Source organism: Sphingobacterium sp. SGL-16, from assembly GCF_011043515.1.
Lineage (GTDB): Bacteria > Bacteroidota > Bacteroidia > Sphingobacteriales > Sphingobacteriaceae > Sphingobacterium > Sphingobacterium litopenaei.
Genome location: NZ_JAAKGQ010000003.1, coordinates 74,268 through 99,692, shown reverse-complemented (window position 1 = coordinate 99,692; position 25,425 = coordinate 74,268). Strand labels below are relative to the sequence as shown.

Annotated in this window: 20 protein-coding genes; 8 read left to right on the top strand and 12 right to left on the bottom strand. The window is 36.9% G+C overall.

Annotated elements, in window-relative coordinates; all coding sequences use genetic code 11:
• Positions 1 to 14: 14 nt before the first annotated feature.
• The 6 genes from G5B32_RS02235 to G5B32_RS02210 all read left to right on the top strand — a co-directional run bounded on the left by G5B32_RS02235 (position 15) and on the right by G5B32_RS02210 (position 9,283).
• On the top strand, positions 15 to 2,879 hold the full coding sequence (locus G5B32_RS02235; RefSeq protein ID WP_240898977.1) for a SusC/RagA family TonB-linked outer membrane protein: 2,865 nt from the start codon (positions 15 to 17) through the stop codon (positions 2,877 to 2,879).
• 21 nt (positions 2,880 to 2,900) lie between these two features.
• Entirely contained in the window at positions 2,901 to 4,667 is a 1,767-nt protein-coding gene (locus tag G5B32_RS02230; protein WP_165289922.1) for a RagB/SusD family nutrient uptake outer membrane protein, read from the top strand.
• 18 nt (positions 4,668 to 4,685) lie between these two features.
• Positions 4,686 to 5,720, top strand: a complete 1,035-nt coding sequence (locus G5B32_RS02225; protein ID WP_165289921.1) for a DUF5627 domain-containing protein — start codon at positions 4,686 to 4,688, stop codon at positions 5,718 to 5,720.
• Positions 5,721 to 5,749: 29 nt separating this feature from the next.
• On the top strand, positions 5,750 to 7,915 hold the full coding sequence (locus tag G5B32_RS02220) for an endo-1,4-beta-xylanase (RefSeq protein WP_165289920.1): 2,166 nt from the start codon (positions 5,750 to 5,752) through the stop codon (positions 7,913 to 7,915).
• A 102-nt stretch (positions 7,916 to 8,017) separates the two neighbouring features.
• Positions 8,018 to 8,848 (top strand): sialate O-acetylesterase, encoded by an 831-nt coding sequence (locus G5B32_RS02215; protein ID WP_165289919.1) that lies wholly within the window; start codon positions 8,018 to 8,020, stop codon positions 8,846 to 8,848.
• A gap of 69 nt (positions 8,849 to 8,917) precedes the next feature.
• On the top strand, positions 8,918 to 9,283 hold the full coding sequence (locus G5B32_RS02210) for a winged helix-turn-helix transcriptional regulator (RefSeq protein ID WP_165289918.1): 366 nt from the start codon (positions 8,918 to 8,920) through the stop codon (positions 9,281 to 9,283).
• Positions 9,284 to 9,334: 51 nt separating this feature from the next.
• Here G5B32_RS02210 and G5B32_RS02205 read toward each other — a convergent pair whose 3' ends face one another.
• From G5B32_RS02205 to G5B32_RS02190, 4 genes are all read right to left on the bottom strand, one after another.
• Complete coding sequence (locus G5B32_RS02205; protein WP_165289917.1) at positions 9,335 to 9,964, bottom strand: YceI family protein; 630 nt, start codon at positions 9,962 to 9,964, stop codon at positions 9,335 to 9,337.
• A 93-nt stretch (positions 9,965 to 10,057) separates the two neighbouring features.
• The gene (gene murA, locus G5B32_RS02200; protein WP_165289916.1) at positions 10,058 to 11,383 is read right to left on the bottom strand and encodes a UDP-N-acetylglucosamine 1-carboxyvinyltransferase; all 1,326 of its coding nucleotides are present in this window, start codon (positions 11,381 to 11,383) and stop codon (positions 10,058 to 10,060) included.
• Positions 11,384 to 11,473: 90 nt separating this feature from the next.
• Positions 11,474 to 12,238, bottom strand: coding sequence for a DUF4290 domain-containing protein (locus G5B32_RS02195; protein WP_165289915.1), 765 nt, complete (start codon positions 12,236 to 12,238; stop codon positions 11,474 to 11,476).
• A gap of 59 nt (positions 12,239 to 12,297) precedes the next feature.
• Complete coding sequence (locus G5B32_RS02190) at positions 12,298 to 14,571, bottom strand: ATP-dependent helicase (RefSeq protein ID WP_165289914.1); 2,274 nt, start codon at positions 14,569 to 14,571, stop codon at positions 12,298 to 12,300.
• A gap of 124 nt (positions 14,572 to 14,695) precedes the next feature.
• On the opposite strand from G5B32_RS02190, the gene G5B32_RS02185 reads away from it, so the two are divergent.
• Positions 14,696 to 15,373 carry a M15 family metallopeptidase gene (locus G5B32_RS02185; protein ID WP_165289913.1) on the top strand — a complete coding sequence of 226 codons (678 nt, stop codon included), beginning with the start codon at positions 14,696 to 14,698 and terminating at the stop codon, positions 15,371 to 15,373.
• 4 nt (positions 15,374 to 15,377) lie between these two features.
• The gene (locus tag G5B32_RS02180; protein ID WP_206366763.1) at positions 15,378 to 15,725 is read left to right on the top strand and encodes a VOC family protein; all 348 of its coding nucleotides are present in this window, start codon (positions 15,378 to 15,380) and stop codon (positions 15,723 to 15,725) included.
• Positions 15,726 to 15,799: 74 nt separating this feature from the next.
• Here G5B32_RS02180 and G5B32_RS02175 read toward each other — a convergent pair whose 3' ends face one another.
• From G5B32_RS02175 to G5B32_RS02140, 8 genes are all read right to left on the bottom strand, one after another.
• Complete coding sequence (locus G5B32_RS02175; RefSeq protein ID WP_165289912.1) at positions 15,800 to 16,330, bottom strand: YfiT family bacillithiol transferase; 531 nt, start codon at positions 16,328 to 16,330, stop codon at positions 15,800 to 15,802.
• Positions 16,331 to 16,340: 10 nt separating this feature from the next.
• The gene (locus G5B32_RS02170) at positions 16,341 to 17,849 is read right to left on the bottom strand and encodes a M14 family zinc carboxypeptidase (protein ID WP_240898976.1); all 1,509 of its coding nucleotides are present in this window, start codon (positions 17,847 to 17,849) and stop codon (positions 16,341 to 16,343) included.
• Positions 17,846 to 18,898 carry an LD-carboxypeptidase gene (locus G5B32_RS02165; protein WP_165289911.1) on the bottom strand — a complete coding sequence of 351 codons (1,053 nt, stop codon included), beginning with the start codon at positions 18,896 to 18,898 and terminating at the stop codon, positions 17,846 to 17,848. Before G5B32_RS02165 ends, G5B32_RS02170 begins: the two co-directional genes overlap by 4 nt.
• A complete protein-coding gene (locus tag G5B32_RS02160) occupies positions 18,898 to 20,232 on the bottom strand; it encodes a dihydroorotase (protein WP_165289910.1) in 1,335 nt (444 codons plus the stop codon). Before G5B32_RS02160 ends, G5B32_RS02165 begins: the two co-directional genes overlap by 1 nt.
• A 136-nt stretch (positions 20,233 to 20,368) precedes the next feature.
• Entirely contained in the window at positions 20,369 to 21,001 is a 633-nt protein-coding gene (locus tag G5B32_RS02155; protein ID WP_165289909.1) for a gluconate 2-dehydrogenase subunit 3 family protein, read from the bottom strand.
• A gap of 12 nt (positions 21,002 to 21,013) precedes the next feature.
• Positions 21,014 to 22,438, bottom strand: a complete 1,425-nt coding sequence (locus G5B32_RS02150; protein WP_165289908.1) for a Gfo/Idh/MocA family protein — start codon at positions 22,436 to 22,438, stop codon at positions 21,014 to 21,016.
• 19 nt (positions 22,439 to 22,457) lie between these two features.
• Positions 22,458 to 24,149: a GMC oxidoreductase gene (locus G5B32_RS02145; RefSeq protein ID WP_165289907.1), complete on the bottom strand. Its 1,692-nt coding sequence runs from the start codon at positions 24,147 to 24,149 to the stop codon at positions 22,458 to 22,460.
• Between the two features lie 38 nt (positions 24,150 to 24,187).
• Positions 24,188 to 25,423 (bottom strand): MFS transporter, encoded by a 1,236-nt coding sequence (locus tag G5B32_RS02140; protein ID WP_165289906.1) that lies wholly within the window; start codon positions 25,421 to 25,423, stop codon positions 24,188 to 24,190.
• Positions 25,424 to 25,425 lie beyond the last annotated feature (2 nt).

Here is a 25,425-nt window from a genome sequence, read left to right as displayed (position 1 = left end):
CCATTCATTAAATTATGAAGACAATGAAGTATAAAAACATAAAGAAAGCGGTGTGCTTAAGTATTGCATCCATGGGAATATTAGCTTCTCCAGGAATATACCTATTTGCACACCCAAATAATATATCTTTTTCTATTGCCCTGCAAGATAGTTTGTATACAGATAGTACCGAATTGGTTCAAGTAGCTTTTCGTAAAGTAAAGAAAAAAGATGTAATGGGCGAAGTAAGCGCCATCAATATTAATAACCTATTAAATAAAAATTACACCACTTACAGCTTAGACAATTTGGATGCCTTTATTCCAGGATACAATGGTAATATTTGGGGAACTGGGGGATATCTATTATTGGTAGATGGTTTTCCAAGAGACGCTAATAATGTAATGCCTACAGAGATCGAAGAAATTTCTGTAATGAAAGGAATTAATGCAGTTGCGTTATATGGAAGTTTAGCATCTAAAGGAGTAATATATATTACTACAAAACGCGGACAGGAAGATAATCAAAAGATTAATATCCGTACGAATGCGGGTATTAATACGCCAATTAGCTATCCAAAATATTTAGGATCTGCCGAATATATGACATTATATAATGAGGCCAGAAGAAATGATGGACTACCTAACCTATATAGTGAAGAAACTATATATCATCATGCAGTCGGAATTAATCCTTATAGATATCCAAATGTAGACTATTATTCTTCGGATTATATCAAGAACAGCTTCAATCGCTATGACGCCACAGCTGAAGTTTCTGGAGGAGGTGACAAAACTAAATATTATACAAATTTTGGTTTTTGGTCGGCCGGATCACTTTTAAATTTTGGTGAAGCGAAGGGAAATACATCTAATAGATTCAATATGCGCGGAAACATTGATTCTAGACTTAATAGCATCATGTCACTTAATGTTGATGCTTCTGCTAGCTTCTACACCCAAAAAGGTGTAAACACGGACTATTGGGCAGCAGCAGCGACTGGTAGACCACATCGCTTCTCACCACTTATTCCCATTAGTATGCTCGAGGAAGCAGATGAGAACTCTTGGACTTATGTAAATACCACCAACTTCTTAGTAAATGGACAGTATTTATTAGGTGGAAGCCAACTTGATCAAACTAATGCCTTTGCCACTATATATTCTGGTGGAAGCAGTCGTCATATGAATAGGCAATTTCAATTTAATACAGGATTAGATTTTGATTTGAAAGGAATTACGGAAGGACTTACTTTTCAAACAGCCTTAGCTATTGATTATCAAAATCAATACAATCAATCGTACAATAATACCTATGCCGTCTACCAAGCCGCATGGAATAATTATAATGGAGAAGATTTGATTAGCAGTTTGACAAAATATGGCGAAGATCGTAGAAACGGTGTTCAGAATATTGGAGGTAGTATTTATCGTCAAACAATTGGCATGAATGCTAGGCTTAATTATTTCCGTACATATAACGACAATCATCATGTGTCCGCGATTCTTCTGGCTAATGCATTTCAAATAACACGATCAGCAGAATATCATAAGCAAAGTAATGCAAACTTAGGCTTACATCTGGGTTACAATTTTGCAAACAAATATTATGCTGACTTCAGCGGAGCATTGCCGCATTCTGCAAAATTACCGGAAGGTAAACGTAAAGCCTTCTCCCCTACACTATCCTTAGCGTGGAGATTAAGTGAAGAAGAATTTATGAAAGGAGGCATTTTTAATGATCTTCGATTTAAAGCTTCTGCTGGTATAGTGAATACAGACGTGGATATTGAGCAATTCTATATGTATCAAGGCTATTATACCTATCAAGAAGGTGCATGGTACAGTTGGGCAGATGGTCAACTTGTACATTCTTTTGATCGTGTGCGTGGAGATAATAAAGATATGACTTACCCGAAACGTAGAGAGTTTAGCTTTGGCTTTGAAGCCAATATGTTTAATAACTTAATCAGTTATAATGCAACTTATTTCTATAATCAGATGAATGGTTTATTGACCCAGCCAAGTACCATATATCCTATGTATTTTATGTCATACTGGCCTGTATATTCTGATTTACCATATGTGAATTATAATATAGATGAACGTAAGGGGGTTGATTTTGGAATTAATATTAATAAATCTTTTAATAGTTCTAGCAGTCTTTCTTTAGGAGTGAATGGACTTTATTATGACACCCAAGCTTCTAAACGTGATGAGATATTTGAATTTGCTTACCAAAACCGTACAGGAAAACCATTGGATGCTATTTGGGGGCTCCAAAGTAATGGATTCTATAGAGATCAAAGCGATATAGATAATTCAGCTACTTCATCATTTGGTGAAGTGAGACCTGGTGACATCAAATACATAGACCAAAACGGTGATGGTACAATTGATACACGTGATGAAATTTATCTCGGCAAAGGAGGATGGGCCGGTGCGCCTTTCTCTTTAGGATTCAATATTACTGCCAAATGGAAAAACTTAACCTTGTTCGCTGTCGCGACAAGTCGTAATGGTGCTAATGCTTTGCGTAATAATTCTTATTTCTGGGTTGATGCGGAAGACAAATATTCAGAAGTCGTTCGTAATCGTTGGACTCCGGAGACTAGTACGACCGCTACTTATCCCCGATTGACTACTAACAATAGTGATAATAATTATAGAGCTTCTGATTTCTGGATGTATAGTACAAATCGTTTTGATTTAAGCAAAGTCCAGATATCATACGATTTTCCTAAATCTATTTTGGGCAAGGGAATTCTTCGTGAGTTAGGCACTTATGTAAATGGTTTCAATCTAATGACTTTTGCTAAAGAAAGAGAAACTATGCAGCTATCAGTGGGTAGTACACCACAAACCAGATTTTTCAACTTTGGCGTTAAGGCTCTATTCTAGAACAAGACTAATAGATAAGACATGAAAAAATTACTATTCATATTAGGTGTTACATCGACTATAGCATTCACGTCATGTGAAGATATGTTTACACCTTCAATCGAAAATTTTCTAGATATTGAAACTGCATATACAAGACCTTTATATGCACAAGGTATCTTACTCAACGGCTATAACAGAGTACCTACAAATAGTTGGTCATTCAATGATGTAGCTACAGATGATGCGGTAACAAATGATCGCGCGAGCAATTATTTAAAAATTGCTACGGGTCAATGGACTGCCATGAATAATCCTTTAGAACAATGGAGAAACAGTCGTTCAGCAATTCAATACATTAATAATTTTCTATCCATTCAAGATAAAGTGGAGTGGTCATCCTCTGCTCCTATTAATTCGATGTTCAATGATCGGATGAAAGGTGAAGCATTAGGCTTACGCGCATTATTTATGTTCCATTTATTGCAAACACATGCTGGCAAAACAAGTAGCGGTGAAGTATTGGGAATACCAATTGTACTAGAATACGAAACTTCAGAATCTGACTTTAATAAACCTAGAGCCACTTTTGAGGAATGTATGCAACAAATTTATGCAGATTTAGATAAAGCAGACGAACTTTTACCGCTTGATTTTGAAGATATTTCAAATGCAAGCCAAATACCCGCTAAATACCAATCCTTAGGTGTAAACTTAACAGACTATAACCAAGTTTTTGGCGAAAAATTCAGACTTCGTATGACCAAAAGAATTAGCCAAGCTATTCGCGCTAAAGCAGCTCTTTTAGCAGCTAGTCCTGCTTTTAATGATGGTAATACAGCTAAATGGGAACAAGCAGCAAATTATGCTGGGAATGTTATACAGCAAAAAGGTGGCATATCTGGTGTTGATCCTCAAGGTGCACTATTCTATTTACCAGCAAGTGTAAATCAGATGGAGTCCGGAAGAAACACAGCAGAAATTATCTGGCGTGTTGACAGAGGTGACCTTTCTTCCTCTTTAGAGGCAGATCACTTTCCTCCGACCTTATTTGGGCGAGGAAGATTAAATCCTACACAAAATTTAGTAGATGCATTTCCAATGGCTAATGGTTATCCAATTAATGATGCGGCAAGCGGCTATAATGCAAATAGCCCTTATGATAATAGAGATCCAAGATTAAAAAATTATATCTTGGTCAATGGGTCTACTTCTGGAGTAAATAATACCGCTATCAATACCGCGGTAAATAGTCCAACTAACGATGGACTCAACAAAGTTGAGACATCTACACGTACGGGCTATTATATGCGTAAGCTTTTACGTCAGGATGTAAATTTAAATCCATCAAATGTATCTGGTCAATACCATGTCACTCCCCGATTACGCATGACAGAAATTTATTTAGCTTATGCCGAAGCTGCAAATGAAGCTTGGGGACCTACTGGTCGAGGTTCATTCTCGTTTTCAGCCTATGATATTATCAAAGCTATTCGTACACGCGCTGGTGTAGGAACTACGAATGGAGATCCATATTTAGAACAGGTAAAAAACAACAAAGATCAAATGCGTCAGTTAATTCGTAATGAAAGACGTTTAGAACTATGTTTTGAAGGATTCAGATTCTGGGATTTGCGCAGATGGAACGAAAATCTAACAATTCCTGCTCAAGGCATTAGCATAGAAAACAATACTTATAATGTAATTACGGTAGAAAACCGTGTTTTCGAACCATATATGCAGTATGGCCCAATTCCTTACAGTGAAATATTAAAGTATAATAACCTTCAACAAAATAATGGTTGGTAACATTTCAAATTTGAACTCATGAAAAGAATAAATATAATTTATGCGACCTTATTGTTGGCTATTACAAGCTGCAAAAATCAAGATTGGGAATTTCCTGATTACGAATATCAAACGGTTTACTTTGCCTACCAATATCCTGTACGTACCATCACATTGGGTGAAGATATTTTTGATACATCTTTGGATAATCAAGGTAAAATCAATGTAATGGCTACTACTGGTGGTGTATACAGTACAAAAGAAGACGTCAAAGTTGATTTCGTCGTTGATAATGCGTTGACACAAAATATAATATATAGCCCTGAGGGAGGCGATGTACTCCCTTTACCATCAAATTATTATACATTAGCTTCTAATCAGATGATTATTCCACAAGGAAAGCCTTCAGGAGGTGTGGAAGTACAATTAACCGATGCATTCTTTGCAGATCCCAAATCCATTAATACCACATACGTATTACCCTTACGTATTACCAATGTGACTAATGCAGATTCTATATTATCCGGTACACCTAAAATTGGAAGCCTTCAACGCAGAGCAGTTGCAGATGATTGGGAAGTTCAACCTAAAGATTATACATTTTATGCTATAAAATATATCAATACTTGGCATGGTAACTACCTTAGACGTGGTCAAGATATAATAGTAGGCAAGAATGGAAACAATTCCTTGAACCAAACATTAAACCGTAGAAATGCTTCTGTCGAAAAAGATGAAGTTAAAAATTTAATAACTGCATCTCGTCAAAACGCAAAACTACCGTTGACCTTCAAAGATGTAGATGGCACAAATATCAACATCGAATTGATGTTAGCATTTGACAATAATAACAATTGCACTATTAGCTCAGCAACAAATGGAGTAACCGCCACTGGTCGAGGAGCTTTTGTCAAAAAAAGAGAAAAAAACAGTTGGGGTAATACAGATCGAGATGGATTATATCTAGAATACCAAATAGAAATGGCACAAATGAGTGTATCCACAAAAGATACATTAGTTATGCGTGATAGAGGTGTTAAGATGGAAACATTTAATGTAGCTCTTAAACCTTAATATTCTAAAATTATTAATCAATTAGAATTATGAAACGTTTACATACAAAATTAGGTTATGGATTAATGGTGAGTCTACTACTCTCCTCCTGCGCAAAACCCGAGTTTCTTGACTACTTTGCTGAAAAACCCGAAAGTGTAATCGCACAAGAAGATATTAATTCATATGACCCTTTAATTTCCTATATCGATCAAAATGCAAATCCAAATTTCAAATTAGGAGTAGCACTTAATATCGATGACTATATCAACAAAGGTGTGATGTACAGATTAGTAAATCGCAACTTTAATGAAATGGTGATGGGCTATGAGATGAAACACTCTTCCATCGTGAAAGCGGATGGAACAATGGATTTTTCACGGGTTGAAAAGTTAATTGAAACAGCTAAAGAAAACAATGTGGCTATATTTGGTCATACCTTAACTTGGCATTCTGGACAAAATGCAGCATACCTAAATAAATTAATTGCACCTATCAAACTTCCTGGTTCAGGAAGCCCCACTTGGGATGTGATCACATCAAATAATTTTGAGTCCGCGGACAATAGCAATTATGAATTTAACACGAATGCTGTGGTATCATTTACAGCCGCTGGACAAGGTGAAGGTGGAGAAGGTCGTGCTCTAAAATTAGTAAATGCTGAAGTAAGAGCAAATGATTGGGATACGCAGTTATTCATTAAATTCCCAGCAGCAACAAAATTGGGTGAAAAATACAGATTCACAATGTATGCAAAGTCGGATGCTCCGGCTGAATTCGGTTCTCAAGCGCATACCGTTCCTTATTCTTATAAACACTGGGATTTCTTCGGTTCATTCAAAACAACAAGTGAATGGGTGAAATTTGAAAGAGAAATTAACATTGGTAGCGACACCGAAAATTGTACCACGATAGCTTTCAATTTAGGTAAAACTGCGACGACATATTATTTTGACAATTTTACTGTTGAAAAATATAATGAAGAAGGTAGTGGCGGAAGTGCTCCTATTGAAAAAGGATTTGCTTTAAAAATGATAAACCCATCGGTGGTAAACACGTGGGAAGCACAGGCGGCCTTTGATATTTCTGGTATTGAAAATAATACAGAATACGTATTGACATTAGCAGCTAAAGGTAGCAAAGCGGGTACATTAGGTGCAGACTTACAAAGCACCTCGGATTATCAAGGCAACAGCTTCGGATCCGTGGCTTTAACGACAGAATACCAAGAATTTGAATTGAAACTGACAACTACCGCTGTACGCAACCGCTTTATTTTCAATTTCGGACATTATGATGGTACTATTTACGTAGACAATGTCAAATTGGTAAAAGCAGGTAGCAATACAAATATCATTGGAAACGGAGACTTTGAGAATGGAATAGATGGATGGATAGGCTGGGGTAACAATTCATCTCGCGTATTATCAGCTGATGGCGAAGGTTTCGGTGGTATGGGCGGTAATGTAATTGAAAAAACACCTGAAGAGAAAAAAGATATCATCACGAATGCACTTGAGGATTTTATCAAAGGCATGATGACGACCACTAAAGAATATGTGAAAGCTTGGGATGTCGTAAATGAACCAATGTCGGATTGGCCAGATCAATATGCTTTGAAAACGGGTATTGGAAAAGCTGAAATGGCGGATGATGAATTTTACTGGCAAGACTATATGGGCAAAGATTATGCTGTCAAAGCTATTGAGTTTGCACGTAAATACGGTAATACCAATGATTTACTTTTCATTAATGACTACGGCTTAGAGGGCGGTGGCAATAAGTGTAAAGGGCTGATTGCCTATGTGGAATATGTGGAAAGCAAAGGTGCAAAAGTAGATGGTATTGGTACACAAATGCACATTGATATCAATACGAACAAAGACAATATTGTCAGTATGTTCCAATTATTGGCAGCTACCGGCAAACTTATCAAAATTTCGGAGTTAGATATCGGTGTAGGTGTAAAAACACCTCAAGCTACTGCCGAGATGTATGCTAGACAAGCTGATATGTACAAGTTTGTAATTGAAAAGTATTTCGAAATCATTCCGAAAGCACAACAATACGGTATTACCATTTGGAGTCCATTAGATAGTCCAGACAATGAATATTCATTCTGGAGAAGAGGTGAGCCTATTGGTATTTGGACAGAAGGTTTCGTAAGAAAACCAGCATATAAAGCGGTTACAGAAGCTTTAGGCAAAATGAAATAAGAACCTTGTGATAAATATAATGACTGAGCCAGTCATTGGAAGGGAGGTAGATTCATGCTCCTCCCTTTTTTTCAACAATTTAAAAAACTTAAGACTTTTCGAATGAAATTTATAAAGCAAATATTTCTTCTGATTTCTATTACAAGCTATAGCTTGGTGAATGCCCAAGATCCAAACTTTCATATTTACCTATGTTTTGGACAATCTAATATGGAAGGCCATGGAAAATTCGAACCTCAAGACACCGTTACTGATAAACGCGTAATGCTATTGCAAAGCGTAGACTGTCCAGAATTAAATCGTAAAAAAGGAGAATGGTATATTGCACAATCCCCCCTTACGCGTTGTCATACAGGACTTACTCCAGCTGATTATTTTGCAAAAACTCTAGCGGAAAACACCGCTCCCAATGTGCGCATCGGCATTATCAATGTATCGGTAGGTGGATGTCATATACAGTTATTTGATAAAGACAGCACGGCTACTTACGTAGAAAAAGCACCGAATTGGATGAAAGGCATGTTGTCAGCCTATGACAATAATCCGTATGCTCGATTAGTGGAAATGGCTAAGATTGCTCAAAAATCAGGTGTCATTAAAGGAATTTTGCTACATCAAGGTGAGTCCAATACAGGCGATAGAGATTGGCCAAATAAGGTAAATAGAGTGTATACAAATTTATTGAATGACCTTAATCTAAAAGCGGAAAACACCCCTATCCTAGCGGGAGAAATGCTTTCTGCTGAGGAGGGAGGAAAATGTGCTAGCATGAATGCTATTATCCAAACCTTACCCCAAACAATTCAGAATGCGCATGTAGTTTCTTCCAAAGATTGTGAAGGTATTCCAGACGGACTTCATTTTAGTCCAGCTGGTTATCGACAACTGGGTAAAAATTACGCTAAAATACTTCTCAATATATATCATCATTAGTTTATTGGAGTGGCTTTCCAGAGCCACTTTTTTTTAATCTTCTAACAAAATATCCTTAATTTTAAGGATATGATTTCAAAGCCAATTTCAGATCCACCAGCTTGTACAGCCGATTTACTCGCCTTACAGGACTCCTTAGAAATTATTGGAGGCAAATGGACATTACTTATTATTCACTACTTGGCAACTAGAGAGCATGAAGTAAATACATTTAAGAAAATAGAGCATGATATTCCAGGGTTATCTGCAAAAGTTTTGAGCAAAGAGCTTAAAACATTGGAAACAAATAGGCTTATTTTTAGAGAACCTCCCCACACAAAACCGGTATCCGTAAAATATGAAATTACGCCTTACGGAAAAAGCTTACAAACGATAATAACACAATTAGTAAATTGGGGCACTAATCACCGAAAAACTTTATTTGACAAAAAATAAGAGGTCTATATTTTTATATATAGGCCTCTTAAATATATTTTGAGCTACTAATTATTTATTAGCTACGATAGTTACTTTGAAATTGATTTCTTTAGAGATCAAATCGTCTTTTTTACCTTCGTAAGTTACGCCCCAGTCTTCACGTGCAATATTGAAGTCTGCAGAAGATTTAACTACTGAATCAGATACTTCATCCACTTTAGCATGGAAAGTGATATTTTTAGAAATACCTTTAATCGTTAAGTTACCAGAGATTACTACGTCATTAGCAGTTGCACCAGCTTTAACTTCAGTAATTTGGAATGAAGCCTCTGGGAATGTAGCTACTGCGAAGAAGTCGTCTGCTTTTAAGTGTCCGTCTAATTTCTCTTTGTATTCACCATCTAAGTCAGTGCTGCTGATTGTATTCATATCCAATACGAAGTTACCACCAGTGATAGCACCATTATCTACAAATAGAGAACCTGATTTGATAGCTACAGTACCTTCGTGAGCACCCGTCACTTTAGTACCTTTCCATACCAATTGCGATTGTGTAGTATCGACAGTATACGTATTACCAGCTACTGAATCAGCAACTGCTACTGAATCTGTTGCTTCTGCTTTTTTACCTTCTGGATTTCCAGCACATGACGCTAATACAAGAGAAGCTACTGCTGCAAATAAAACTAATTTTTTCATGCTAAATAATGTGTTTAAATAGTTAATACGCAAAAATAGAATTCTTAGACATAAAAGAAAGTTATTTGTTGTTTATTAACATTAAGCAGACAATTAGTGACCCATCGGTTGTGCTTCTACTCGTTTGATATCAGCTCCTAAAGCACGTAAACGCTCTTCGATATTTTGATAACCGCGCTCAATCTGTTCAATATTAAAAATAGTAGATTTACCCTGAGCTGATAAGGCGGCGATCAATAAAGAAACACCGGCACGGATATCTGGCGAAGACATCGGAATACCACGTAATTGTGTTTGTTTGTTCAAACCAATTACTGTAGCACGGTGTGGATCACACAAAATAATTTGAGCACCCATATCGATTAGTTTATCCACGAAGAACAATCTACTTTCAAACATTTTTTGGTGAATCAATACATTACCTTTTGCCTGAATCGCCGTCACTAACACTATACTCAATAAATCAGGTGTAAAACCCGGCCAAGGTGCATCAGAAATCGTTAAGATTGATCCATCGATAAATGTATCGATCTCATAGGAATCTTGTGCGGGAATAAAGATATCGTCGTCACGCAGTTCCATCTTGATACCCAAACGTTGGAATACGGAAGGAATAATACCCAATTCTGGATAGGCTACATCTTTGATCGTAATTTCCGAACCCGTCATAGCTGCCAAACCAATGAAAGAACCAATCTCAATCATATCTGGCAACATACGATGTTCCGTACCACCTAATTTTTCTACACCTTCAATTGTCAACAAATTAGAACCTATTCCAGAGATTTTCGCTCCCATACGGTTCAACATTTTGCACAATTGCTGTAAGTAGGGCTCACACGCTGCATTGTAAATCGTCGTAGTGCCTTTTGCTAATACAGCTGCCATGACTACGTTTGCCGTACCTGTCACTGACGCTTCATCCAACAAGATATATGTACCTCGTAATTGCGTAGCATCTACATTGAAAAATTCATTTTCGGCATCGTAGATAAACTTTGCACCTAGTTTTTCAAATCCTAAGAAGTGTGTATCCAAACGACGACGTCCGATTTTATCACCTCCTGGTTTAGGGATTGCAGCCTTTCCAAAGCGAGCTAACAATGGACCTACAATCATAATAGAACCACGAAGACCTCCACCTTTCTGTTTGAATTCCTCAGATGTGAAATAATCTATATTAATATTTTTCGCTTCGAATTCGTAAGTATCCTTATTTAATTTGTTTACAGTAACTCCTAATGACCCCAATAAGTCAATCAACTTATTCACGTCTTTGATGTCAGGAATATTACTAATCGTCATTTTTTCTTCTGTCAACAATACCGCTGACAAAATCTGTAATGCTTCGTTTTTTGCCCCCTGAGGAATAATTTCACCTTTCAAAGGTTTTCCACCATGTATTTCAAATGCGTTCATATATACTAAAAAGGATATTTCATTAAATAAAATAAGTAACTAATTACTGTATTAGTTACTTATTGAAAATACTAAAACAAACTACAAAGATTATTTTTTGTAGTTGTTATTTTGATAATTTTTTTTGAAACCGCTACCGCTATTGTTGTTGTTATTGCTGTACGATTTTCTCTTATCGTTGTTGTTATTATTGCTTCTTGTATTATTGCTCGGCTTTCTATTATTGTTATTAGATTGCGCACTCTTATGATTATTATTCGAAGAACTTTGTTGTGTTTTCACACGGTTTCCTGGAGGCGGAGTACGGAAATCTAATTTTGTCAATACAGTATCCTCTGGCAATGTCAATGCGCCTTTTGACAACTCTTTCAAGTCCTCAATGATCTGCAAGTCATTAACAGAATCTTTATTCCAAGTGGTATAAGCCATTTTCATAAAATTAGCTACACCTAAAGTTAATTTAGCTCTAGTCTCTTCGTTAGATACGGAAATAGCCTTCTGGATCATTTCTTCTACGATATGACCATAGTGTTTGAAACGAATCTTATGTTGAGGATAAGGTAACGTTTCTGGCTTATGATGTATTTCCTCACGTTTTGGAACTGGATACGGTGAATCTACATCGATTTTGAAATCCGAAATTATATACAAGTGATCCCAAAGTTTGTGCTTGAAATCAGATACATCACGCAAATGTGGATTAAGCACGCCCATCATATCAATCACCACCTGAGCCAATCTGTTGCGCTCTTCTTTATCAGGCACCGTGCAAATATAGTCGACCATATTTTGCACATTTCTACCATATTCGGCCAATATTAATTTGGGACGAGTACTGTTATAATCAAAATTCATATAGTGATATTAAACGTATAATACGTTATTATTTTTTAATCTAGTAAAGATATAAGTTCTTATTGAACTATCCTAAGTTTTGCAAATTTAAGCAACAATTGTTTCTGTCCCAACTCTTTGAAGAAAATAGTTGCTTTAATATCAGGTTTGTTTCCTTCTAAGTTGACAACTTTTCCAAAACCGAAACGTTCGTGCTCTACTTCCATACCTACTTGCAAATTGCTTGTATCCGATGGAGCAAACCCTGCGGTCGGTACATGCGCCTTTGGTAAAATAGAAGTCGTCTTGACTACCTTTGGCTTAGGCTTCGAAAAAGCATCTTTTTCTTTAGTTTGCCAAGCGATACGATCGGATTTGAAAGCACCATCCGAAGGTCCAGAAGTGCGCGGATTGAAGTCCAAATCCAAATAGCTTGGATTCAACTCATCGATGAAACGACTTGGTTCGCAATTATTCAATGTTCCCCAACGGTAACGAGATGTAGCATAAGACAAATGCAATTTTTTCTCAGCACGTGTTACAGCCACATAGAACAATCGACGTTCTTCTTCCAATTCACTGCGCGAATTTAAGGATAATTGTGAAGGAAATAAATTTTCTTCTAATCCAACTATAAATACCACAGGGAATTCCAACCCTTTAGAAGCGTGAATAGTCATCAAAGATACCGTATCCGCATTTGGATCCTTGTCATTATCATCGTTTGTCAACAATGCGACATCTTGCAAGAATACATCCAAAGACTTTTGCTCAATATCCTCTCGTTCCGAAAACTCTTTGATACCATTCAACAACTCTTGAATATTTTCGTATCGTGCTAAACCTTCTACTGATTTATCTTCGTACAAATCTTTCAAAATGCCAGAATGCTGCGCAATATGCATCGCAGTATCGAAAGCACTAGAGTTATTACCAACGGCTTGAAAACTTTGAATCATTGTAGCAAAATTCCCTACTGAAGTAGCGCTACGACCATCCAAAAACATCTGCGCATTAGCAACAACATCCCAAAGTCTATATTGATTACGATCTGCAGCCACGATAATTTTTTCTACAGTAGTATCACCAATACCACGACGCGGATAATTGATTACACGTTTCAACGCTTCCTCATCGTTTGGATTGTAAGTCAGACGGAAGTAGGCAATTAAATCCTTAATCTCCTTACGTTGATAGAATGAAGTTCCACCGTACAGTTTGTATGGAATATTTAATTTACGCAACGATTCCTCCATCGCACGTGACTGCGCATTGGTACGATATAGAATCGCAAAAGCTTTGTAAGGAAGCGATTTTAACGTTTTCTCTTGAATAATGGCTTCGGCTACAATCTTACCTTCCTCATTATCCGAAAATGCACGCGCTACTTTGATTTTATCGCCTTCCTCATTATCAGAGAAAACATTTTTCTCCAATTGATTTTTGTTATTTGCGATAATGCTATTCGCTGCGTTTACAATAGTTTTTGTCGAACGGTAATTTTGCTCTAATTTGAAGACTTTCACATCTGGATAATCCTTTTGGAAATTCAAGATGTTTTGAATATTCGCACCACGAAAGGCATAAATACTTTGGGCATCATCCCCTACCACACAGATATTTTCATTTACCGCAGCCAATCTTTTTACGATCAGATATTGTGAGAAGTTGGTATCCTGATACTCATCCACCATCAGATATTTGAACTGATGCTGGTATTTGTAAAGCGTTTCTGGGTATTTATTCAATAACACATTCGTCTTGAACAGCAAATCGTCAAAGTCCATTGCCCCAGCACGGTAACAACGTTGCGCATAGGTCATATAGATTTGTCCCATTTGTGGGCGACCATTTTCACGGTCTTCAGCCATCAAGGCTTCATTTTTATTATACTCCTGTGGAGATATCAAATTATTCTTTGCAGAAGATATACGACCATACACGTGATTCACATTGTAAAGCTTGTCGTCAAGATTCATCTCTTTCAAGATTGCACGCAACAAACTTTTGGTATCATCTGTATCGTAAATCGTGAAATTCTTTGGATAGCCGATCAACTCTGCTTCTACACGTAGAATACGCGCAAAAATAGAGTGAAATGTTCCCATCCAAATATTCTTAGCCTCTGAACCTACCACTTTCATAATACGTTCACGCATCTCTTTGGCCGCCTTATTTGTAAAGGTCAGAACCAAAATATTAAATGGATCTACTCTTTTTTGAATAAGGTGAGCAACCCTATAAGTAATTACACGTGTCTTTCCTGAACCAGCTCCCGCTACTATCATCACCGGTCCTTCGGTTTGTTCTACAGCAGCTCGTTGGGAGGGATTTAATCCTGCTAAAAAATCCAAAATATAATGCTTTATTTTTTCGTTAGAAATAGGTTGTAAAGTTAGGAATTTTGATCCAATGTACCACAGCTTTACTATAATTATTAGCACTTTTGATTACCTTTATGACTTAAACCTTACATCTATGAAGCATCTTTTATTGACGTTATTTTTAATATTAAACCTAATTGTTTACGGACAGAAAAAGTCTACCTTACCAGAAGGATTTGTCTATGTCACTGATTATATTCCACATATTGCAGTGGAATTAAGATATTATACAACACACAATTTTGTGGGTAAAAGAGTGGATGGCTATAACGCAAACAAAGTCATCCTAACTAAACGTGCAACGCAAGCATTACAAAAAATAGAAAATGAACTCAATAAGGAAGGTTTAGGGTTGAAAGTATTTGATGCTTACAGACCACAGACAGCTGTTAATCATTTCAAACGATGGGCGCAAGATATTAAAGATACATTGATGCGTCAGGAATTTTATCCGCGAGTAGATAAGCGAGATTTGTTTAAAAAAGGGTTTATTGCTTCCAAATCAGGACATAGTCGCGGAAGTACCATTGATTTAACTATTATTGATTTAGAAAATAAAAAAGAACTCGATATGGGTGCACCTTTTGATTTCTTTGGTGAAGAATCTGGACATGATTACCAAAAAATCACCACCACGCAGAAACAGAATCGTATTAAGCTTAAAAAAATCATGGAAAAATATGGCTTTAGAGCCTACAGCAAAGAATGGTGGCATTATACGCTAAATAATGAACCTTTTAAGGATAAATATTTTGATTTTAAAATAAACTAAAATTATGAGATTCAGATATGCAAGACATACAACCCACCTTGCTCAAATAATTAAATTCTATACGGATATTGTAGGATTAAAAATGTTGGGAGGTTTTGAAGGACACAGCAATTACGATGGTGTCTTTCTTGGTCTAGAAAACGTAGATTGGCATTTGGAATTCACAGTTTCTCCTGATAAACCAGAATCTACATTTGACGAAGATGATGCTTTAGTTTTCTATTTGTCCTCAATGGAAGAATTAGCAGTAAAACAGAATTTCCTACAGCAAAACGGAATTGAATTAATAAAGCCAAAAAATCCACCTTTGGGAAGAGAATGGGATAATGATTCTGGATCCAGATGGATATAGAATTATCTTCTCCGTTAGACCATAATAAAAGAACTCCACATATTAATTAAAAAAATGTGGAGTTCTTTTTATTATTATAACTTTTTAGCATTTACAATATGCGCTAAATGGTGCTCACAATGCCAAGCGTAGATACCGAGATTGGTTTTTAAGCTTATTGTTTTACCACTTTCGGGATGAACAAATTCCTTATCCCATTCTTCTATGCTCAGATTTCTAAGAAGATACGCCCACCTCGCATGCAAACCCTCCAACAGTTTTAATGATCCAGCGATTGGGAAATCTTTTGAATCAGGAAGTTCAGCCCACAAGTTTTCAAAGTAAGGCTTAATAGTCGGCTTTTCTTCTGTCAGAGCTAGTTTGAATCGAATAAAGCTGTTGATATGACTATCCGCAAGATGATGTACGACCTGTGCAATCGTCCAGCCATTCGGTCTATACTTTTTTTGCAAATCCTCAGCATTCAAACTTTCCACTTCTTTTCTTAGCCTTGATGGAAACTCTCTAATGATATCAATCCAATTATTAATCTCCACAGCTGTTATTAAAGACGGTTGAATAAATTTTCCAATCGGATATTTCAATTGTTCAATATTCGTTTCCATAGCCTTATATTTAATTCACTCTATTTTTTAATAGCGTAGAGTTATCCAAACCTTTTGTCAAGTCAATCAAGTAACCGTTCATGACTGCATATTTCAGATTCCCACTTTTATCACCAATAAAGAAATTTGCCATTCCTCCAAAATCTGCCGTAATAGGCAAATAAAAATTAGTCTGTGTGAATAAATGTATAGGAAGGTTATGTAAAGCTTTTTCCTTCGTAGCTCCTACTTCTTTTACTTGCACAGCCATAAAACCTTGTTTCAGTAAATCAAATGATTGTTGAGTTGTCAATTGTGCTACATTACTAATAGTTACTGTAGATGTCTTAGCTGGAATAAATTGAAGTCCTTCAACATCGATTTCTTCATAACCGATTGATTCTTTTAAATCTCCGATATCTTCTATTTTACCGCGCACAAAAAAATCTCTTCCTATCGTGGTTTCGTTGCGACGGATAGCTAAATCCGTTTTAAAAGATGTAGAGTCAGAACTTATAGTAATATTACGAATGACAATATCATGCAGCTGTGAAGCATTGAATGGAATATCCTCATATTGCTGTTTATCGAATTGTGCATAACTGCCTTCAGCAATCTGAACTAAGGCGTTCAATATGATGATAAAATTTAGCTTTCGGATTTCTTGTTTCTCTGGATCCCCTTTCATTCCACCCGATTCAATAAGCACCGTACTTGCATCCCACGATTGAAAATTATCCCCAAAACCTCTTGGTGTGTACGTATCATCGTATTTTGCTACAGCATCGGGAATATATTTCTGCAGAATTTCATTCATTCCACCAGCAATCTTCATGGCGTTTTCACGCACTGAATTGATCTCACGTGGCTCATTAAACGCAGGCGCTAATAATGAAATCGTTACGGGATTTTTTGTTCCTGGTACATTGTAATATATGCTTTGATCATGCAGATTAAAACCGTATTGAGGTTTTATAGCTTGTGCTCGTGCACGAAGCAAAGCACCTTCAACGGTCTGTCCAGCACGCGCATCACGGTTCATGTCAATACCTTGCGCGGTGCGACGTTGGTAACGCTCTGCTCCATCAGGATTCAACATTGGGATAAAATGAATTTCCAATTTATCATTTAACAGTTTGCGAATTTCCTCATACCCATCTTGCTTTCCCTCCAAGAAATTAAACAAATCAAATAAAGCCATTGTCGCAGTAGGTTCATCACCATGCATTTGGGACCACAGCATTACTTTCTTTTCCCCTTTTCCAAAAGCTACTTCATAAATTGCTCTACCTTCAAACGATTTTCCGATTTGGTCAATCGCCAATGTGCCGTTATTTTTATGAACCCGCAATAATGAATCTATATCTTGATGTTTAAAACGTCGATGCTTTAAAGCTGGCTCTTTATATGTAGAATAAATGGAATTAAAAGTAGATGTATCGATGTTCATGAAATTAGTGTTTTGTTCAGAAGATTTATTTTTCTGATCACAAGAGAAGAATAGTCCGAATAAGAAAAACAAAAAGATTAATTTTTTCATAAGAGTGATTTTTCTAGGTATTCGATTTTGCCCGTATTGGCATCCATTCTTACACGAACCCCCACAGGCATTAAAAACTGATCCGAAATATGTCCAATCATAGCTCCGCTGTAGGCTGGAATCCCCAAAGGTTTGATATAGTCATTCATCATTTGATCTAATGACAATGAACCATATCCGCCTGATGGACCACAGTTGGTACATTTACCGAAAATAAAACCTTTAATTTGCGATAAAATCCCTGCATTCATCAATTGGCAAAACATACGGTCTAATCGCTCGGACTTTTCATCAATTTCTTCTACAAAAAGAATAGCGTCTTTGAAGTCTGGCAAATACGGTGTACCACACAATCCTGATAGTAAAGTCAAGTTTCCTCCTAATATGGTACCTTCAGCAATTCCTGGAGTGATTGTTTGTATTCTATCCTTATATTGGACGATGTGATTTTCCGATTTTTTCGGATTCTCATACACTGCTAATTTATTCTCCAGAAATTGTTCTTTGAATAATTTAGCCACATATGTGCTCCATGTACTACTTCCCACTACACCATGAAACGAAACTAATCCAACTTTTACATAAAATGCTAAAATTAAAGCGGTAATATCGCTATATCCCAATAGGACTTTTGGATTTTTTCGAATTAAGTCATAATCGATTTTCGAAAGAAGACGAGATGCTCCATTCCCCCCTCGAATACAGAGTATACCATGCACCTCTTTATCAGCAAACATAGCATGTAAGTCTTCCAGGCGCTCTTCATCCGTACCGGCTAAGTTACCATAGCGGGACCGAATATGCTTTCCTTCCTTTACCTTAAATCCAAAATAAGCTAAAACCTCTTTGGTAGTGGTAATAGTCTCTTCTTCGGATAAAGCTCCCGCTGGCGTGATGATACCAATCGTATCACCCTCTTTCAAAACCTTCGCTTTTAATAATGATTTGACAGCACCTGTAGCTTCTGATACCGCTTTTACAGTATGATCAGAAATGGCGAAGGCCCCCAAACCTAGTCCAATCGATTTTAAAAACGTTCTTTTGTTCATTATCGGTTAAATAATAATCGATGTCCAGAACCTACTTCAATGATTTGACCACTGGAATAAGCAAGATTTCCTGACACGATTGTATGTTCTATTGTAGATGTAAAAGTATGGTTTTCAAAAGGTGACCACCCACATTTTGAAAGAATATTTTGACGTGTGACCTCGTACGGTTTATTTAAATTCACCAATACTAAATCCGCCCAATAGCCTTCACGAATGAATCCACGTTGCTCTATTTGGAAACAAGTCGCCGTATTATGTGCTGTTTTTTGAACCAACTGTTCTAAGGTCATTTTGCCTTGGTGTACCACATCTAACAAAGCTAATAAAGCATGTTGTACCAAAGGACCACCGGATGGAGCATGCAAATAAGCTTGTTCTTTTTCCTCTATAGTGTGCGGAGCGTGGTCCGTTGCTATTACGTCAATATGGCCATCCAATACCGCTTTCAAAATCTGATCTCTATCAGCAGCTGTTTTCACAGCTGGATTCCATTTGATATAATTTCCTTTCGTTTTATAATCTTCGTCCGAAAACCATAAATGATGAATACACGCTTCAGCTGTGATTTTCTTCTGATCTAATGGAATAGAATTATCAAATAAAAATGTTTCTTTACCTGTACTAATGTGCAGAATATGTAAGCGTGCGTTGTTCTTTTTGGCTAATTCTACCGCTTTGGATGAAGATAAATAGCAAGCCTCTGCCGAACGAATTAGAGGATGCATATCTATAGTTACATTCTCTCCGTATTTTTCTTTGTATGCAGCTAAGTTAGCTTTTATAGTAGCCTCATCCTCACAATGAGTTGCAATCAATGTCGGGGAGTTTCGAAAAATATTTTCCAACGCTGTTTCATTATCCACCAACATATTACCGGTAGAGGAGCCCATAAAAACTTTAACGCCACATACGTCACGTGGATTAGTCTTCAATACTTCATCCAGATTATCATTTGCTGCACCCATGAAAAATGAATAATTGGCCAAGGATGAATCTTGTCCAATATCATATTTATCCTGAAGTAGTTTTTGTGTTAATGTATTTGGAACAGTATTAGGCATTTCCATAAAAGAAGTCGTACCTCCCGCCACAGCAGCACGGCTCTCTGTAAAAATGTTAGCTTTATAAGTCAATCCTGGCTCTCTAAAATGCACCTGATCATCTATCAATCCAGGAAGAAGATGTAACCCTTCAGCATTAATTTCTTGATCAGCTTGAATATCAATTTGCGGAGCAAGCTTTTCTATTCTTCCATCTTTCACGTAAATATCAAAAACTTGAATCGTTCCTTCATTTACCACCTGTGCATTTTTAATAAGTATTGATGACATTTTATACTATTTGATGAGATATATTTATTCGTATACAAACATAACAAATTGATAAATATTATTTGATTCAAAATGCAGCAGTATACGGATTTAACCAAAGAAGGTGAAATTTTCATTTCACCTTCTTTGAATTTTATTAAACAAAGGCGCGGTCACCTTTTTTGTATGGATAATTTCCATCGTATTTTCCTGGAATCTTTACATAGCGTACAGCTTTGGTCAATCCTAGCTCAGAATTAAAATATCCTGTCAAAGTCATTTGTCTGAATAGATGGAACCAATGCTCTGGTTCGTATTCTACATCATCTTTAACCAGTTCATTTTGTTTAGTCGAATTCTTTTCGACTTCATCTTTAATTCTTTCCCAGCGTTGACCATTATATTCCTCTGCTTCTTTGTAAAGTTTATCAGCTACCTCAGTTTTTTCATCCAAAGTCAAGTTTGCGAAATCTTTACCTTTTAGGTCTTTGCTAGTTTTATCTAATGTAGCTAAACCATCTACAATTGCTTTCTGTTGCTTTTCAGTGTAGCAATCGCGAACATATACAGGTATAAAATTACCTACACCAGCTTCTTTAGCGCCTGGTGTTGATGTAGGCGGCAAAATGGCATCTGCCAAATCACCTATTCTGTCAATCATTTTTTCTTCGAACAGCACTTCAACTGTTTTTGTTGCAGATCGAGTACATCCTTCTAAAAACAAGTTGGCTCCAACAATAGATCCTCCAAGGATCATAGCCACGCGCTGTAATGCTTCTCTTCTATTCATCTTTTAGTTTTATTAAAATGTATAGTTTACTTCCCAACCTGGGCGATAGTTGCGTTTCACATATTGATTCACTTCATCAAAATTAGTTACACGCATATTATCATTGTCCCAAATCAATTTTTTACTTCTACCAGGGTATTTATCACCCACTTTCAAATCCACACCACGAATAGCCAAATTAGCCATCAATAATGCTTCAGTCAAAGGACCTGCAATTTCGAATGGTGAAGACATCTCCATATTGCCGTATCCAGCAATACAACCTTCTACCCACTGTGCCCAGTGTCCATTCGCACCTTTTGGTACTCTTTGATATTTTTGTTTTACTTCACGGTAAGTTTTACTTGTTGGCAAAAGACGCGGATTCGCTGCATAAGTATCGGCTAAAATCTTTCCTTTTTTACCAATCAATAAAATACCATTACCGCCATCCCCAAAGATTTCATCTGGCGCTAACTCCTCTGGTCTTGGAGGTTGAATACCACCATCCATCCAGTGTACTTTCACATCGCCTTTTGTTTTAGCTGTTTTGGGGAAAGTCATTGTTACCGAACTTGATGGAGGACAAGATTCTGGGAAGTATCCACGTTTGAATTCATCCACATACACAGAACCTACACTAGCTTGCACATCTTTTACATATTGCAAACCATAGATACTGAATGGAGCTTCCAAATTGTGACAGCCCATATCCCCTAACGCACCTGTACCGTAAGGCCACCAGCCACGCCAGTTAAATGGAACTAACTTATCAAAATACTCTGTATATGGCGCTGTTCCTAACCATTTGTCCCAATCTAATGTCGAAGGAACTTTAGCTTTTTGACTAGGCCATTGGATACCTTGTGGCCATACTGGACGATCTGTCCATGCATAGATTTCCACTAAATCTCCGATTAAACCAGCATCCACCCATTCACGCATTTGACGTACTCCATCACCAGAAGAACCTTGATTACCCATTTGCGTTACTACTTTATATTTTTTAGCGGCGTGAGTCAATGCACGCGCTTCCCATACATCATGCGCTAAAGGCTTTTGTACATAGACATGCTTACCTAACTGCATAGCAGCTAAAGCTTGAATAGCATGGTTGTGATCAGGAGTAGACACAGAAACCGCATCAATAGACTTGTGTTCTTTGTCTAACATCTCACGGAAGTCTGTGTAGAATTTTGCTTTTGGAAATTTTTCAACACTTCCTTTCGCTCTTGCTTTATCTACATCACATAAAAAAGCAATATTTGCTTTACCGCTTCCGTAAATATTGTTTACATCCGAACCTCCCATACCACCAACACCAATTGATGCTACTTGAAGCATATCACTGGGTGCTCTGAAACCAGAACCGCCCAATACATGGCGAGGAACTATAGTAATTCCAGCTGCCGCAACAGCTGTTGTTTTGATAAAATCTCTTCTGCTTTTGTTTTCCATTGGATAGATGATTAATAGATTAAAGATTACCTTTTTTCAACTCATTAACAGCAAAATCCACCGCTCTAGCTGTCAATGCCATGTAAGTCAATGAAGGGTTAACACAACCTGATGAGGTCATAGCTGCTCCATCTGTTACGAATACATTAAGTGCATCCCATACTTGGTTATTACCATTCAATACGGAAGTTTTTGGATCACGCCCCATACGTGCGGTACCCATTTCATGGATACCTTGTCCTAATCCGTACACATTGTTCCAGCTACTTACATCTTTAACGCCTATGCTTTCGAGCATTTCTTTCATCTCGTTTTGCATATCGTTACGCATCTTCAACTCGTTATCTTTGATTTCAGCATCAAATGCAAGTACAGGTAATCCCCATTTATCTTTTTTATCCTTATCTAATTTGATATGATTTTCGTGATAAGGTAATATTTCACCAAATCCACCAAATCCTAATGTCCAATCGCCTGGCTCACAAATAGCGTCTTTGAATGCACCTCCTACGAATTTTTCCTCTTCTGAACGCCATGCTCTCCCGCGATTCGCACCACCTTGGTAACCAAAACCACGTACATAATCACGTTTTTTATCGTCAAAGTCTACGTTTACAAACCTTGGCACATAAATACCATTTGCACGTCTACCGAAAATTGTTTTGTCTAAATATCCTTCTACACGACCTGATGCACCTACACCTAAATGGTGATCCATCAAATTGTGTCCTAACTCACCACTGCTACTGCCTAGACCACCTTCCCATACATCAGTTGCTGAATTCATCAACACCCAAGCCGAGTTCAATGCAGAAGCACATACGAATACTACTTTTGCATAAAATTCATAGGTTTGATTTGTTTCAGCATCAATAATTTCAACACCTGTTGCACGTTTTGTGTCTTTATCATAAAGAATACGTGTAACGATTGAGAATGGTCTAACTGTCAAATTTCCAGTTTTCACTGCCGCAGGAAGTGTAGCAGATTGTGTACTGAAATAAGCTCCAAAGTTACATCCTTCCCAACATCTATTTTGATATTGACAGTTTACACGTCCATTATGAGGTACAGTAATATTTGCTGTTCTTCCCATGATGAAATGACGTTTACCACCGTATTGCGATTTTTTCAATCTTTCAGCGTAGTCCTTTTCAACCACATTCATAGGCATCGGAGGCATGAATTCACCATCAGGCAAAACATCCAAACCGTCTCTATTACCAGAAATACCAGCAAATTTCTCTACATAACTATACCAAGAAGCTAAATCCTTATAGCGAATAGGCCAATCAACACCATGGCCATCCTTTAAATTAGCCTCAAAATCCAAATCTCCTAAACGGTAAGATTGACGTCCCCACATCAATGATCGACCACCTACGTGGTAACCACGATACCAGTCAAATCTTTTGATTTCCGTATAAGGGCTTTCTTTTTCATTTACCCAGTATCCAAGATTCTTTTCATTCAAAGGATAATCACGTTTCAATACGGGATAATCTTGAATCATTTGTTGAGTTCTGCCACCAGCGTGTGGGAATTCCCATGGTGATTTGGTTGGAGAAGTATAGTCTTTGATATGCTCTATATTTCTACCTCTCTCCAACATAATTGTCTTAAGACCTTTCTCTGTCAGCTCTTTCGCTGCCCATCCCCCACTGATACCTGATCCTATGACAATTGCGTCATACTTATTGTTCTCTACCATTAGTATTTAAGCTTATAAATTTGTAAAAAATAATTGTATTATTCTGCGCTTTTGACTTTTTCGTCTTTAAAGAAAACCAAGAAAATTAGCATAACCACAAAGGCAATTCCTGCTGGTACAATCCATGTTTGCTCCCAAAAGCCTGCCAGATCGGTTCCTTTCAAATCTTTGTATTTATTCTCTATAAATCCTGCTACCCAGAAACCAATTAATTGACCCACACCATATGTAGCCAAAGTAATTAGACCTTGTGCTGCTGATTTATACTTTTCACCTGCTTTACTATCTGTATAAATTTGTCCTGATACAAAAAAGAAATCATAACAAATACCGTGTAAAGCAATACCTAATATTAACATGAATGATAGTTCGCCAGCATTACCGTAAGCAAATAATAAATAGCGAACCGCCCAAGCTAGCATCCCTACCAATATTGTCTTTTTAAAACCAAATTTGCTAAAGAATACAGGTAACAATAATAAAAACAAGACTTCCGAAACTTGGCCAATTGTCATTTTTCCAGTAGGATTTTCTAATCCTACTTCAGTCAAAAATAGGTTAGCATTTTGATAATAAAACGCAAGAGGAATACAGATTAGGACAGATGAAATAAAGAAAATAAAGAAATTTCTATCTTTCAATAATTTAACTGCATCCAATCCTACAATAGAAGCAAACGAAGCTTTTTCGCCATCGTTGGATTTTACAGGAGGTGTTTTTGGTAAAATAAAAGAAAATAAACCTAATGTCAATGAAGCTATTCCCGCCATCAAAAACGTATTAGACAATGCGCCTTCAGAAGCTGAAGCATCCCATTTGAATAAGTAACTAATTGACAAACCAGCTGCGATCCAACCAATAGTACCCCAAATACGAATTCCTGAAAATTCCTTCTCCGGATTCAGCATCTGACGAAATGAAATAGAACTTGTCAAAGCTAATGTCGGCATATACAAAATCATATAAGACAAGACATAAGGATAAAATCCAGAATAATCTTGCGCTTGATACATTTGGTACATCAGAAAAGCGCCTACTAAATGTAAGACACCTAAGATACGTTCTGCATTGAAATATCTATCTGCAATCATCCCTACAATAAATGGAGCGATAATCGCACCTAAAGATTGTGTCGAAAACACATTTGCAATCTCAAAGCCTTCAGCCTTAAGATTAATGTTTAAAAATGTACCTAAAGTAACGAACCATGCTCCCCAAATGAAAAATTCAAGGAACATCATAAATGATAATTTAGTTTTTATAAGTGAATTCATGT

Excerpts from the sequence above, each read along its gene's own strand:
- G5B32_RS02175 (WP_165289912.1), bottom strand. The coding sequence starts at position 16,330 with ATGGAAACGAATATTGAACAATTGAAATATCCGATTGGAAAATTTATT.
- murA (WP_165289916.1), bottom strand. The coding sequence starts at position 11,383 with ATGAACGCATTTGAAATACATGGTGGAAAACCTTTGAAAGGTGAAATT.
- G5B32_RS02215 (WP_165289919.1), top strand. The coding sequence starts at position 8,018 with ATGAAATTTATAAAGCAAATATTTCTTCTGATTTCTATTACAAGCTAT.
- G5B32_RS02210 (WP_165289918.1), top strand. The coding sequence starts at position 8,918 with ATGATTTCAAAGCCAATTTCAGATCCACCAGCTTGTACAGCCGATTTA.
- G5B32_RS02145 (WP_165289907.1), bottom strand. The coding sequence starts at position 24,149 with ATGGTAGAGAACAATAAGTATGACGCAATTGTCATAGGATCAGGTATC.
- G5B32_RS02170 (WP_240898976.1), bottom strand. The coding sequence starts at position 17,849 with ATGAAAAAATTAATCTTTTTGTTTTTCTTATTCGGACTATTCTTCTCT.
- G5B32_RS02220 (WP_165289920.1), top strand. The coding sequence starts at position 5,750 with ATGAAACGTTTACATACAAAATTAGGTTATGGATTAATGGTGAGTCTA.
- G5B32_RS02205 (WP_165289917.1), bottom strand. The coding sequence starts at position 9,964 with ATGAAAAAATTAGTTTTATTTGCAGCAGTAGCTTCTCTTGTATTAGCG.
- G5B32_RS02165 (WP_165289911.1), bottom strand. The coding sequence starts at position 18,898 with ATGAACAAAAGAACGTTTTTAAAATCGATTGGACTAGGTTTGGGGGCC.
- G5B32_RS02195 (WP_165289915.1), bottom strand. The coding sequence starts at position 12,238 with ATGAATTTTGATTATAACAGTACTCGTCCCAAATTAATATTGGCCGAA.
- G5B32_RS02140 (WP_165289906.1), bottom strand. The coding sequence starts at position 25,423 with ATGAATTCACTTATAAAAACTAAATTATCATTTATGATGTTCCTTGAA.
- G5B32_RS02150 (WP_165289908.1), bottom strand. The coding sequence starts at position 22,438 with ATGGAAAACAAAAGCAGAAGAGATTTTATCAAAACAACAGCTGTTGCG.
- G5B32_RS02180 (WP_206366763.1), top strand. The coding sequence starts at position 15,378 with ATGAGATTCAGATATGCAAGACATACAACCCACCTTGCTCAAATAATT.
- G5B32_RS02225 (WP_165289921.1), top strand. The coding sequence starts at position 4,686 with ATGAAAAGAATAAATATAATTTATGCGACCTTATTGTTGGCTATTACA.
- G5B32_RS02230 (WP_165289922.1), top strand. The coding sequence starts at position 2,901 with ATGAAAAAATTACTATTCATATTAGGTGTTACATCGACTATAGCATTC.
- G5B32_RS02155 (WP_165289909.1), bottom strand. The coding sequence starts at position 21,001 with ATGAATAGAAGAGAAGCATTACAGCGCGTGGCTATGATCCTTGGAGGA.
- G5B32_RS02185 (WP_165289913.1), top strand. The coding sequence starts at position 14,696 with ATGAAGCATCTTTTATTGACGTTATTTTTAATATTAAACCTAATTGTT.
- G5B32_RS02235 (WP_240898977.1), top strand. The coding sequence starts at position 15 with ATGAAGACAATGAAGTATAAAAACATAAAGAAAGCGGTGTGCTTAAGT.
- G5B32_RS02160 (WP_165289910.1), bottom strand. The coding sequence starts at position 20,232 with ATGTCATCAATACTTATTAAAAATGCACAGGTGGTAAATGAAGGAACG.